General features: G+C 64.6%; 12 protein-coding genes. 3 read left to right on the forward strand and 9 right to left on the reverse strand.

Annotated features, from left to right (window positions below):
- Positions 1 to 159 precede the first annotated feature (159 nt).
- The 3 genes from G8E10_RS25415 to G8E10_RS25425 all read left to right on the forward strand — a co-directional run bounded on the left by G8E10_RS25415 (position 160) and on the right by G8E10_RS25425 (position 3,374).
- Positions 160 to 855 (forward strand): ribonuclease HII, encoded by a 696-nt coding sequence (locus G8E10_RS25415; RefSeq protein WP_167131203.1) that lies wholly within the window; start codon positions 160 to 162, stop codon positions 853 to 855.
- 174 nt (positions 856 to 1,029) lie between these two features.
- Positions 1,030 to 2,475, forward strand: a complete 1,446-nt coding sequence (locus G8E10_RS25420) for a methyl-accepting chemotaxis protein (RefSeq protein ID WP_167131205.1) — start codon at positions 1,030 to 1,032, stop codon at positions 2,473 to 2,475.
- A 284-nt stretch (positions 2,476 to 2,759) separates the two neighbouring features.
- Positions 2,760 to 3,374, forward strand: coding sequence for a LysE family translocator (locus tag G8E10_RS25425; RefSeq protein ID WP_132446426.1), 615 nt, complete (start codon positions 2,760 to 2,762; stop codon positions 3,372 to 3,374).
- Positions 3,375 to 3,801: 427 nt separating this feature from the next.
- Here G8E10_RS25425 and G8E10_RS25430 read toward each other — a convergent pair whose 3' ends face one another.
- The 9 genes from G8E10_RS25430 to G8E10_RS25470 form a co-directional block, all read right to left on the reverse strand.
- Positions 3,802 to 4,293, reverse strand: a complete 492-nt coding sequence (locus tag G8E10_RS25430) for a F0F1 ATP synthase subunit B (RefSeq protein WP_110726765.1) — start codon at positions 4,291 to 4,293, stop codon at positions 3,802 to 3,804.
- A 12-nt stretch (positions 4,294 to 4,305) separates the two neighbouring features.
- The gene (locus G8E10_RS25435) at positions 4,306 to 4,914 is read right to left on the reverse strand and encodes a F0F1 ATP synthase subunit B (RefSeq protein WP_167131207.1); all 609 of its coding nucleotides are present in this window, start codon (positions 4,912 to 4,914) and stop codon (positions 4,306 to 4,308) included.
- 124 nt (positions 4,915 to 5,038) lie between these two features.
- The gene (locus tag G8E10_RS25440) at positions 5,039 to 5,266 is read right to left on the reverse strand and encodes a F0F1 ATP synthase subunit C (RefSeq protein ID WP_056332699.1); all 228 of its coding nucleotides are present in this window, start codon (positions 5,264 to 5,266) and stop codon (positions 5,039 to 5,041) included.
- A gap of 79 nt (positions 5,267 to 5,345) precedes the next feature.
- The gene (locus G8E10_RS25445) at positions 5,346 to 6,107 is read right to left on the reverse strand and encodes a F0F1 ATP synthase subunit A (protein WP_280142397.1); all 762 of its coding nucleotides are present in this window, start codon (positions 6,105 to 6,107) and stop codon (positions 5,346 to 5,348) included.
- A gap of 57 nt (positions 6,108 to 6,164) precedes the next feature.
- Positions 6,165 to 6,560, reverse strand: a complete 396-nt coding sequence (locus tag G8E10_RS25450) for an AtpZ/AtpI family protein (RefSeq protein WP_167131209.1) — start codon at positions 6,558 to 6,560, stop codon at positions 6,165 to 6,167.
- Positions 6,561 to 6,903: 343 nt separating this feature from the next.
- Positions 6,904 to 8,013 (reverse strand): cell wall hydrolase, encoded by a 1,110-nt coding sequence (locus G8E10_RS25455; RefSeq protein WP_343289892.1) that lies wholly within the window; start codon positions 8,011 to 8,013, stop codon positions 6,904 to 6,906.
- Positions 8,014 to 8,546: 533 nt separating this feature from the next.
- The gene (locus G8E10_RS25460; protein WP_167131213.1) at positions 8,547 to 10,538 is read right to left on the reverse strand and encodes a potassium transporter Kup; all 1,992 of its coding nucleotides are present in this window, start codon (positions 10,536 to 10,538) and stop codon (positions 8,547 to 8,549) included.
- A gap of 18 nt (positions 10,539 to 10,556) precedes the next feature.
- Positions 10,557 to 11,534: a magnesium transporter CorA family protein gene (locus tag G8E10_RS25465; RefSeq protein WP_132446419.1), complete on the reverse strand. Its 978-nt coding sequence runs from the start codon at positions 11,532 to 11,534 to the stop codon at positions 10,557 to 10,559.
- Between the two features lie 386 nt (positions 11,535 to 11,920).
- Positions 11,921 to 12,842 (reverse strand): Mrp/NBP35 family ATP-binding protein (locus tag G8E10_RS25470; protein ID WP_281517815.1); only part of this gene is annotated, 922 nt, incomplete at its 5' end.

The raw sequence follows: 12,842 nt of genomic DNA on the forward strand, positions 1-12,842 counted from the left end.
CGGCACGTGCCGGACAGCAAATGGGATCGCATGTCCCTCGTACCATGCGATCGCTCGCGGCAGGTGTCTTCCGCAAAGCCACCTGCTCTCTGCCCCCGGCGCCGCCGCATCCGCCTGGGGGTCTTGCGGGGAATCGGTCTCCCGTGCGAGTTTGCCGCCATGGCACGCCGCACCACGACCGATTCCCCGCTCCTCTTCGACATCCGCCTGAGCCCCGATTTCAGTCTGGAAGAGGCGGCACAGCGCGAGGGTCTGTGGCCGGTCGCCGGCACGGACGAGGCCGGTCGCGGTCCGCTGGCCGGCCCTGTGGTCGCCGCCGCCGTCATCCTCGACCCGCAGCGCATTCCCGATGGCCTGAACGACAGCAAGCAGCTGACGGCGCAGCGGCGGGAGGTGCTGTTTACCGAAATCCTCGCGAACGCCACCGTTTCCATCGCATCCTCCGGCGCGGGGCGCATCGATGGCACGGATATCCGCAAGGCGAGCCTCGACGCGATGCGGCGCGCGGTCTGCGGCCTTCATCGGCGGCCGGCTCTCGTGCTTGCGGACGGACGGGACGTGCCGCCGGGGCTTGCCTGCGAAGGCCGGGCGGTCGTCAAGGGCGATGCCCGCTCCCTCTCCATCGCCGCGGCCTCCATCGTCGCCAAGGTCGCGCGCGACCGGATGATGACCCGGGCGGACGGCGTCTTTCCCGGCTACGGCTTTGCCATGCATGCCGGCTACGCCACCGCGCATCACCGCAGCGCCATCATTCTCCACGGGCCCTGCCGGCTGCACCGCATGACGTTTCGACCGCTTCGGGTCGACGACACCGACATGGATGCCCTGCCGGCCGAAATACCCTCGTCGCGCTGAAGCCTGCCGGCGCGGTGCGTCTGGATCTGCGTTCGATGCCGAGGTTCACCGATGCACGGCGGTTCGGCGGACTTACAGACTGTATCTTCATTTTTAGTAAATGCTTTTATACCATAATTCGCCTCATGAAATTGAGGGCCAGGGCGCCCTCGTCATATCCATGGGGGGATCATCATGCGCATCGAGGACTATATCCAGACATGGCCGAGCCAGGACCAGGCACGCGGCGAGGCTATCCATGCCCGTGTATCCAAGCATCTGGATGCGGTTCTCCTGAACGTCTACAGGGGTATGGATGCGAACCTGACCGCCCTCCCGCCTGACGTCCTCAATCGCGAACGCCGTAAATTCCGTGCCATCGCCACCGGTAACTTCACGCCGGACTATTTCGCCGAACAAGCGGTCATCGCGCGGAACATCGCTCAGGTGTACACCTATCCCCAATATCTGCTCGGCTATGCGGATTATGCAGCGGGTCTCGTCAATGGCCTGCTGAAGGAAAGCAGCTGGAGCCGCGCAAAACGCGACGAGGAGGTCGGTCTGCTGCTGCGGTCCATCTTCAACGATGTCACCGTGGCGCTTTTCCACTTCTTCAACGAAATGAACGAAAAGGCCGACGGCGAACGCGCGGCCTTCAACGCGGCACGCGAAGCCGAAGCGCGTCATGACGAGGAGATCGTCAACGAGATCGGCAAGGCCCTGCGGGCGCTGGAAAACTGTAGGCTCGATTACCGGATCGACGCCGAGCTGCCGCAGAAGGCGCAGCAGATGAAGAGCAATTTCAACGAGGCAACGGAGCGGCTGGCGACGGCCATGTCGATGATCCGCGACCTTTCCAACACGGTCGGCCACACGATGGAAGAGATCGCCTCTGCGACGAACAGCCTCTCCCAGCGCACCGAGCAGCAGGCCGCCGCCGTGGAGGAAACCTCCGCAGCACTCGCCGAGATCAACCAGACCGTCCGGCGCACCGCCGAGGGCGCGGTGCGGGCAAAGCAGGTCGCATCCGAGGCACGGGCCGATGCCGCACGATCCGGCGAGATCATGAGCCAGGCGGAAAGCGCCATGGCGGCGATCGCCCATAGTTCGGGCGAGATCAACCAGATCGTCTCGGTGATCGATGAGATCGCCTTTCAGACCAACCTTCTGGCGCTCAACGCGGGCGTCGAGGCGGCACGCGCTGGCGAAGCCGGCAAGGGCTTTGCCGTCGTCGCCTCCGAAGTGCGGGCGCTGGCCCAGCGCTCGTCCGACGCATCCAAGCAGATCCGCAGCCTGATCGGCGCCAGTGCCGAGCAGGTGACAAAGGGTGTCGGCCTCGTCAACAGCACCGGCGAGGTTCTCAAGGCCATCGTGGCGAAGGTGTCCGACATCGACAGCCTGATCACGGGCATCTCGGCCTCCGCCGGCGAGCAGTCCGCGGCGCTCGGCGAAGTCACCTCCGCCGTCGGGCAGATGGACAAGGTGATCCAGCAGAACGCCGCCATGGTGGAGGAATCGAGCGCTGCGACCGAAGGCCTGCGCGACCGCGTCCGCGAACTCGCCCAGTTGGTCGACGCCTTCGACCTCGGCGCACCGGCCGTGCAACACCGTCCGCAGCAGGCCCGCCGCCGCGCCGCCTGAGTCTGATCAAGACTATTTCATTGAACAGGAGCCTCGCGTGTCCGTTAGGGCCCGCGGGGCTCTGCGTTTCGCTACCACTTCTTTCAGTCCCGTAGCCTTTCCCCCTGAAGAGCCACGGAGGTGCAACCCCTGCATAGGGCAAAGGCCATCCTCGTCGCGCATCGCGTCAGCCGCCCCCTCAGGACGCTCTTAGCAGAGCGGATAAACCTGCCACTGGCATCGCGGCAAAAGAGAGATTACGCTCGGCTCCAATGGCGGCCCCTTGCCCGCCGGAGGAGATCGACATGGATGCCGTGACGCTTCTTGCTTTCGCTCTGACCTTCTTCGTCTTCGCCGCGAGCCCCGGGCCGGACAATATGACGATCGTGTTGCGCACGATCTCGCATGGCCCCGCCTCTGGCCTCGCCTATGGTGCCGGTACGGTCTTCGGCATTCTCGTCTTCCTGTCGCTCGCCGGCTTCGGTCTTTCCGTACTTGCCACGGAGATGGGGACGCTGATGACGGTGCTGCGGTTTGCGGGTGCCGCCTATCTCGTCTGGATGGGCATCCGGCTCTGGACGGCGCCGCCTGTGCTTCCCGAAATGCAGTCGATTTCCGAACGCGGCAGCCTCCTCGGCGTCTTCTGCACCGGCATCGCGCTTAACCTCGGCAACCCGAAAATGCCGCTCTTCACCATCGCGCTTCTGCCGAACGTCGTCGGCACGACGTTTACGATCACGACGCTTCTCGAACTCGCAGCCATCATTCTCGCGGTTGAGGCCGTCGTGATCGGCGGGCATGTGCTGCTCGCGGTGCGCGCTCGCCGCCTGCTGCGCACCACCAAGGCCATCCGCCGCATCAACCGCGCCGCCGGCGGGTTGATGATCGGCACTGCCGTGGGGATTGTCGCGACACGGTGAGGGTTGCGGATTGTGGTGTGGGGTACGGATGAAGGCATCAGCATGTGCGGCTCGCCCCTCATCCGGCTGCCACCTTCTCCCCGCGCGCGGGCGAAGGGACTCGTGGCGCCGGGCTACTCTCTCGAAAGCGTCGAGCAGGGCACGTCCCCTCTCCCCGCAGGCGGCGAGAGGGTTAGGGTGAGGGGCAGCCTCGATGCGAGGCCTTGCCGGCCGGGCAGACGATCTACGCGAGAACGCGGAGAGAACCGGTCGGATACATTGTCCTCATTCTCATCTCCGTCGCGCCCCAAACGAAAAAGGCCGGCACGATGGCCAGCCTTTTGATCGTTTCAATGCACTTTCCCGGATATCCGCTCGCCTTGCAGCGTTATCCGGCATTCGGGCACCCAAAACCCTCGGGTGAAGGGGCTCCGGTGCCGGGAACGCCCTAGTTGAGGCGCGTCTTGACCTCGTTGACCGAGCTGGCGAAGAGGGCCTGCTGGGTCGAGGCGTCGGCCTTGGCGGTAATGACGCGTTCGGCGGCGGCGATGGCGATATCGACCGCTGTGGCGCGGACGGCGTTGATAGCGTCGGTTTCGGCCTGGCGGATCTTCTGCTCGGACAGCGTGGTGCGGCGGGCGACGAATTCTTCCGTCTTCAGCTTGGCATCGGCGGTCAGGGCTTCGGCTTCGCGCTCGGCGGCGGCCACGATGTGGGCGGCTTCCGCTTCGGCTTCCTTACGCTTCTGCTGGTATTCCACCAGCAAAGCCTGGGCTTCTTCCCGCAGGCGCTTGGCTTCGGCCAGCTCGTTGCGAATGCGCGTCGCGCGCTCGTCGAGCTGCTTGCCCATCATGCCGGGTACCTTGAGGTACACGATGAGAGCGAGGAAAAGAACGAGGCCGACGGTGGCCCAGAATGTCGCCAGAGAGGTCAAATCCATCTGTCTTCTCCCTTACTCTGCCGCAGCCTTGACGGCGGATGCGATTTCGGTGCGCGGCACATCGCGGCCGAGCAGCTGCTCGACGATGGCGGACGCGGTTTCCTCGGCGATCGCGCCGACATCGGCCAGCGCGCTGGCCTTGATGTCCGCGATGCGGCTTTCGGCAGCAACGATCTTGTCGTTCAGGGCGGCCTCGATGGCAGCGCGGTCGGCAGCAGCCTTCACCTTGGCGGCCTCACGGGCGCTGGCGGCGATGGCGTTGCCCTTGGCGCGGGCAGCGGCCAGCTCCTGCTCGTAGGACGCGATGGCGGCGTCGGCGTCGGCCTTGGAGCGCGAGGCGGCGTCGAGATCGCTGGCGATGGCATCATGGCGCTCGCCGAGGATAGCGGCGATCCGCGGCATGATCACCTTCTGCATCAGCAGATAGAACAGGCCGAACGTAATCGCCAGCCACACGAGCTGCGATGCGAATGTCGATTGGTCGAAAGGCGGAAACACGCCGGAGCCGTGGGCGCCTTCTGATGCGACACCGGTCTCGGTGTGCACGTCGCCAGGCGCGGCATGGGGTGTCTCGCCCTCGGGAGGTGTGGTTGACTGGGCATAGGCCGCGGTCACGAACATGCTCATCTCCAGGGGCAACTCAAAAGGCCACGCTCATATCCCCCTCGATACGCGAGAAAGAATGGCGGCACTGTAAAAGGATGACGGGCCGCGACTTGATCGCGGCCCGGCGAGCTCGACCGTCTTAGACGGCGAACAGGAGGAGCAGAGCTACGAGCAGCGAGAAGATGCCCAGAGCTTCCGTAACGGCGAAGCCGAATACGAGGCGGCCGAACTGGCTGTCGGCTGCCGACGGGTTGCGAAGTGCGCCCGAAAGGTAGCTGCCGAAGATGTTGCCGAGGCCGAGAGCCGTGCCGGCCATGCCGAGGCATGCCAGACCCGCGCCGATGTACTTTGCTGCTTCCGCTTCCATGTTGATCTCCTTGAGAAGGGTTGTTGCGGCTTTTCTTGGCAGGCGCGACGGTGGTTTGCCGGCCTGCGTGACTTATTCCTCAGTGACCGCCCGGATGGACCGCGTCGTTCAGGTACATGCAGGTGAGTACCGCGAAGACGTAGGCCTGAAGGAAGGCGACGAGGAATTCGAGACCCGTGAGCGCCACGGTCATGATGAGAGGCAGGATGGCGCCGCCGATGCCGAGCGCACCCATGGTGCCGAGCGATGCGACGAAGCCTGCAAAGACCTTCAGCGTGATGTGTCCGGCCAGCATGTTGGCGAAGAGACGGACCGACAGGCTGATGGGGCGCGACAGGAACGAGATGATTTCGATGGCGACGACCAGCGGCAACAGGATGCCAGGAACGCCGGAGGGCACGAAGACCTTCAGGAAGCCGAAGCCATGCTTGTAGAAACCGTAGACCAGGACCGTGCCGATGACGAAGAGCGCCAGCGCGAAGGTGACGATGATCTGGCTGGTGATGGTGAAGAAGTAAGGCACCATGCCGAGCAGGTTTGCCGTCAGGATGAACATGAACAGCGAGAAGACCATCGGGAAGAAGTGCATGCCGTGGCTGCCGGCGCCTTCGCGCAGCATCGAGGCGATGAATTCGTAGGACAGTTCCGACACCGACTGCATGCGGCCAGGAACGACCGAGCGCGGCGTTGTGGTGAAATAGAGGAAGCCGATCGCCACGACCAGCGTCGCGACCATGAACAGGGATGCGTTGGTGAAGGAGAGATTCAGGCCGCCGATATGGATCGGCACGATCTCGTTGATCATAAACTGGTGGGTCGGATCTACCTTATCGCCTGCCACTGTCGTTCTCTTTCGCTCTCAGCCGCTTGAAGCGGTTGTTTCCCGTTGCCGCACCTGTCAGGCGCCGCCATCCTTGTTGTCGTCGCCGACGCCGCCCTGTCCCCGACCCAAACCTCCGGGGGCAGTGCGATCGGCCGGATGGGGCGAAGCCACCATGCCTGCAGATCGCATGACGTTCAGCACGCCGGCACAGAAGCCGAGGAGGAGAAGCACGATCATCCCCCAGGGCGCTGTACCCGCAAAAGTATCCAGAAGATAGCCCAGAAGCGCCCCGACAATGACGGCCGCCACGAATTCGCTCGAAAGCTTTATCGCGACTTGGTAGCCCTTGCGGTTGCTGGCAGCCCTCGCCTCATCCGCCGCGTCGCGGCTGTCGTTGCCGCGCCGTTCCGACAGTTGAGCATCGAGGCGTTTGCGCCGTTCCTCCAGACCTTCGTTCCGGTCGTCCGTCATGTGGCCCCTCCCCCGCATCTCCGCCGCCCGTGATAAACCATGGGAGCGGCCACACAAAGGCCCGATTTGAAGCCACTCTGGCCCGTTTGAAGTCGGCCGCACCATAGTTTTGGCGCCGCGCATAGTCAAGGCGAAGACACGCCTTGGTGGACGACAATATTCGACTGACAAATCAACGAGTTGTGATCGAAAATTCCGCGCCTGGCGGAATCTGTCCCCAGCTGTTGCGGGGAATGGCCGTCTGCCGACGGGCCGTCAGGAGACCGCCGGGGCAAACGCGCCGTTCTCAAGCCCGAGTCCGGGCGATGCGGCGTGGTGGGCGATTCTCAGGCCCTGCGCGCGGTCAGCTCCAGCCGCCGCCATAGGTGCGGTAGAAGATGTGCTTGCCGATCTGGGTCACCCGCTTCATCGTCGGACCCCAGTCGGGGCGGACATAGGTCGCGTGGTAATGCGTGGCGGAGCCGACTTCGGGCAGCCAGATCTTGCCGGCGGTGACGGCCAGCGCGATTTCCTTGGCCGTCTGCCAATGGGCCGGCGACCAGACGATGTCGGGAATGCGGTCGCAGGCAAACGAGAACTGGCAGCGATTGTAGAGCGCCTTGTTCTGGTAGACGACGCCGCAGATGGAGCCGGGATAGGACGGGTTGCGGACGCGGTTGAGGATGACCTGCGCGACGGCGGCTTGGCCTTTCACCGATTCTCCCCGCGATTCGAAATAGATGCCGGCCGTCAGGCATTTCTGCTCGGCCTCGCTGAAGGCGTCGGCCGGCAGCGGATTGGCGGCCCAGGCGTGATCCTCAGGCGAGATATCGGGGATGAAGCGTCCGCTGGCCGTGTCGTCCTTCAGGATCGAGTCGAAGGGCGATTCGCGGGCGTAATCCGGAGCGGCCGGTGCATAGGCGGTGGCCAGAATATCGGCGCGGTTGTTGGTGACGAGGCTCGCGATCATCGGCGACATGGTGTCGTCGCGCTTCGGCGGCGCCTTTTTGTAGAAAGCCATGGCGATCTCGATTTCCTGGCCGCGGATCTTCGGCCGGGCGAAAACCATGCGCTCCTGCGTGTCGAACAGCGGCTGCGTCAGCGCGCTGGTGCGCTGCAGGATGGAGCCGGCCGAGAAATCCTTCGGCGGCGTGACCGGCGCGACGGTAACGATGCGGCCCTTCTTGTCCTTGCGGTTGACGCGCTCCTCGTCGGTGCGCGGATCGGACTGCTTGTCGGCGGAGGCGAGCGAAACTTTGCCCCCATCCGGCAGCGTCATTCCGGCGCCATCACCCAGCGCCGCGGTGGTGATCGGATCGTTGAAGACCATCTCCGCCTCGTGGATCGATCCCGCCGGCGACGCCGTCATATGCATCCGCCACCGCTCGCCGCCCCGGTTGATGCCGGAGATGAACGTCGCGAGATCGGCATGGGCCGAGACGCTGGGGAAGCCGACGAAGAGGCCGAGGGCGATGAGGAGCGGCGTGGACCAGCGCCGGGAAGGGCTTGGCGAAGCGGATGCTGGGGAAGCAAATACCGGGGACCGGCCCTTGGAACGAACTCTCTGACGCACCGGCAACTCCACGCCCACTCTGGCAACGCACACGCGCAAGACCGCCTGCCCGGCCGAGCGGATCAGCCGGAACGCGTTTTTTCCGCGAACATCCAACGAAATTGCAGGTTTGGCGCGATTCATCCGAAGCGTTGCCGCGTGCCTGCTCTAGGGATGACAATGAAGCATTAACCTTAATGCGGGGTAAATGCAGAGTGACGGATGGGGCGTGTGAGGGGGTAGCGGAGGAAGGAAAAAGAAAGAGGAAGGAAAACCCTCTCTGCCCTGCCGGGCATCTCCCCCACAAGGGGGGAGAAGACTTGGGGAACGCCCTCAGCTCAAGTCTTCAAGGTTTGCGTACGGAGCGAGCGGTTGCCGCAAGTCCTCTCCCCCCTTGTGGGGGAGATGGCCGGCAGGCCAGAGAGGGTCTTGCTTTCTTCCCTCCCCCACCACCCTCAAATAATCACATGCGACCCCAGTTCCACCACCCGGTTCGTCGGCAGGCGGAAGTAATCCGAGGGGTCGATGGCGGCGTTGGCCATGGCGATGAAGAGGCGGTCCTGCCATTCGGGCATGCCGGACTGGGCGTCGGGCACGAGCTTGCGACGGCCGAGGTAGAAGGAGGTCGACATGATGTCGAACTTCAGGCCGCTCTTGCGGAAGAGGCCGAGGGTCTGGGAGACGTTTTGCGTTTCCATGAAGCCGAAGCGCATTTCGAGCAGGGTGAAACGATCCGAGAGCTTCGTCGCGCTGACGCGGTGCTCCTTGGAGACGACGGGCGTGTTCGTCGTGCGGATGGTCAGAATGAAGTTCTGGGCGTGCAGGACGTGGTTGTGCTTGATGTTGTGCAGGAGGGCGGCCGGGGCGGATTCCGGGTCGCTCGTCAGGAAGATCGCGGTGCCCGGCACCTCCACGGGCGCATGCTCGCTCTTGCGCTCGATCGACTTGATGAAGGCGGCAAGCGGAATGTTGGTGTGGTGCGTCTTGTCCTGCAGGATCTTGGTGCCGCGCCGCCAGGTCCACATGACCAGCACGAAGCTGGCGGCGATCATGACGGGGACGTAGCCGCCATCGTGGATCTTCAACAGGTTCGCACCGAGAAAGACCGATTCGAGCGCCAGAAGCGGCATCAGGAGGCCGATGGCGAGCGCGAGCGGCCAGCGCCAGCGCATGCGGACGAACTGGAAGGCGAGCAGCGTATCCACAACCATCGCGCCGGTGACCGAGATGCCATAGGCGGTGGCGAGCGATTCCGACGAGCCGAAGATGAAGACCAGTGCCATGACGCCGAACATCAGGATGATGTTGACGTTGGGTACGTAGATCTGCCCGGTATTGGTTTCCGACGTGTGGAGGATCGCCATGCGCGGCAGGAAGCCGAGGTTGATGGCCTGCCGGGTGAGCGAGAAGGCGCCGGTGATGACGGCCTGGGCGGCGATGATGGTGGCGGCGGTCGCAAGGATGACGATCGGCAGCAGCGCCCATTCCGGGAACATCAGATAGAAGGGATCGGACATCGCCTCCGGGTGCTTCAGCACCATGGCGCCCTGCCCCAGATAGTTCAGCGCCAGCGCCGGGAAGACGAGGCACATCCACGCGCCCTGGATGGGTCGGCGGCCGAAATGGCCGAGATCGGCGTAAAGCGCCTCGGCCCCGGTGACGGTGAGGAAGACGGCGCCGAGCACGACGATGCCGACGAAGCCCGCATGGATGAGGAAGCGCACGGCGTGGTAGGGATTGAACGCAGCGAGGATGCCGTAATCGTCGTGGATATGGCTGAAGCCGATGACCGCGAGGACGACGAACCAGACCAGCATGATCGGCCCGAAGAACTTCGAGACGGCTTCCGTGCCGCGCGACTGGACGGCAAAGAGCGCCAGCAGGATGACCACCGAGATCGGCACGACATAATCGCTGAAGGACGGCGCGACGAGCTTGAGGCCTTCGACGGCCGAGAGCACGGAGAGCGCCGGGGCGATGATCGCATCGCCCATGAAGAGCGCGGCACCGGCGATGCCCATGAAGAAGAGGTAGGCGGATTGCCCGCGCGTGAACTTCATGAGAAGCGCCAGCAGGGACAGCGTGCCGCCCTCCCCGTTATTGTCGGCGCGCAGCAGGAAGATGACGTATTTCAGCGTGACGATGATCGTCAGCGTCCAGATCATCAGCGAGACCAGGCCGATGATCTCCCCACGCGTCACGCCATCCACGGCCACCGGGCGCAGGGCCTCGCGAAAGGCATAGAGCGGGCTCGTGCCGATATCGCCGTAGACGACGCCGATCGAGCCGATGGCGAGGCCGAGATAGCCCTTCTTGCCGCCATGCGCCTGATCGTGACCATGCCCGTGGCCTTGGCCATGACCTTGGCCATGGAATTGCCCGGACGCCTGGCCGCTGCCGGCCGCCGGTCCCAAGCTCTCGGGAGCCTTGATATCCTTGTGCGCCATGAGAGATGATCCGGCTCGTCAGAGCCAGCCTTTCCAGCGGAAGATATAGAACGGGACGATGGCCGAGACCACCATTGCGATGAGCGCCATCGGATAGCCGTAGGTCCAGTGAAGTTCCGGCATGATCTCGAAGTTCATGCCGTAGAGCGAGGCGACCAGCGTCGGCGGCAGGAAGACCACCGAAGCGATGGAGAAGATCTTGATGATCGCGTTCTGCTCGACGCTGATGAGGCCGAGCGAGGCATCGAGAAGGAAGGTGATGTTGCCGAAGATGAAGGAGGCGTGCTCCGTCAGCGACTGCACGTCGCGGCTGACGGTGCGGCAAAGCTCCTTGGCTTCGCGCGTCTCCTGCAAGGCTGGCACCGTATAGAGGAATGTCAGCACGCGGGAGAGCGAGGCGAGGCTGTCACGCGTCTTGGCCACCAGCCGGTGATGCGAGGCGACATCGAGCAGCCGGGCTTCCAGATAATGCGGCGGGCGACGCTTGTTCTGGGTGCGATCGCCGAAGACCTGCTGGGACAGATTGTCGAGGCTGGCGACGGCGTGCTCCAGGATCTCGGCCGTGCGGTCGGAGATGGTCTCGAACAGGCGGGCGAGCATCATCGCCCCGTTGGAGCAGCCGCCGACGATGCGCGGCAGGCCGGCGCGGAAGAGATCGAACGCTTTCGGCTCGTCGTAGCGCACGGTGATGAGCTTGCCGCGCGCCAGCACGAAGGCGACGTCGGTGATGTCGGGATGGCCGCTATCGGCGCGACAGACGAGCGAGGCCGTCATGAACACGGCATCCGGCGTCGTGTACATGCGGCTCGACGGCTCGATGTCCTTGAGGTCGTCGCGGGTGGGAATCTCGATCTGGAGAAAGCGCTCGATCAGGTGGTCCTCGGCACGATCCGGGCGCAGCATGTCGATCCAGACGATATCCTCGGGCATGGCGGCCGCCGGCGCGGCGGCATCGATGACCATCGCCTCGCCTCGGGCGTCATAGACAGTGATCATGGTGTGAACCTCGTGCCGCGGGCCGTGGTGACGCAGGGTCACGGGAGCATGCGGATCTATCCCTGGGAGTGAACGGCGAAAGGAACGGCTGAACTGTAAACCCTGACGAGCGGACCTGCGATGGCCGGACACGAGACCCCGGAATTGCGGCTGAAACCTGCGTCTCGAGGACGGGCCAACCGCAAGGGGGTCGCGACCGACCGACGTGCGGACAGGCATATGACGCAAGGCCCTTCCAAAATCAACCGTCATCCGGTCCCCGCGCCATCCTTTAGCCACAGGACTTAACAGCCGTGGCTGAAAGAAAGTCAATCGGCATCGGTGCGGGACCGGCCGCTCTCCTGTCCGAAGACGTCGGGCGCTGGTTCGAGGGGGGGGGGCTTCGCCTAGTCGAAGACGATCGACGGCATCTCGCGGGAGGTATCCGCCTTGGCGGCCGCGACCTGCTCCCAGACCTTGGTGGCGATGTCGCGGTAGACGGCGGCGACCGGGCCGTCCGGCTCCAGTGCGACCAGCGGCGTTCCCGCGTCGGACGTTTCGCGGATGGCGATGGTCAGGGGGACTTCGCCGAGGAAGGGCACGCCGATGCGCTCCGCCTCGTTGCGGGCGCCGCCATGGCCGAAGATGTCGTAGCGGGCACCGGTATCGGGCGCGATGAAATAGCTCATGTTCTCGACGATGCCGAGCACGGGCACCTCGACCTTGCGAAACATGGCCAGCCCCTTGCGCGCGTCGATCAGCGCGAGGTCCTGCGGCGTCGAGACGATGACGGCGCCGGCGAGCGGCACCTGCTGCGCCATCGTCAGCTGCGCATCGCCGGTGCCGGGCGGCATGTCGACCACGAGCACGTCGAGTTCGCCCCAGGCGACCTCGCGCAGCATCTGCAGCAGCGCCGACTGGATCATCGGGCCGCGCCAGATCATCGCGACCTCCTCGTCCACCAGAAAGCCCATCGACATGACCTTGAGGCCGTAATTCTCCATCGGCTTGATCATCTTGCCGCCGATCTGCTCCGGCCGGCCGGAGATCTTCAGGAGCCGCGGCATGGAGGGGCCGTAGATATCCGCGTCGAGGATGCCGACCTTCAAACCGTTTGCGTGCAGCGCGAGCGCGAGGTTTGCCGAGGTGGTGGACTTGCCGACGCCACCCTTGCCCGAGGCGACCGCGATGATGGCGCCGACGCCGGGAATGCCGGCCTTGACGGGCCTGCGCGGTGCGGGATGGGCGTGTGCGGGGGCCGCCGGGCCGGGTGCTCGCGAGGGTGTTCGGCCGACCGGACCACCGGGGACGGGCGGTACGGGGGACGCG

Source organism: Ferranicluibacter rubi, assembly GCF_011603255.1.
Classification (GTDB): Bacteria; Pseudomonadota; Alphaproteobacteria; order Rhizobiales; family Rhizobiaceae; genus Ferranicluibacter; species Ferranicluibacter rubi.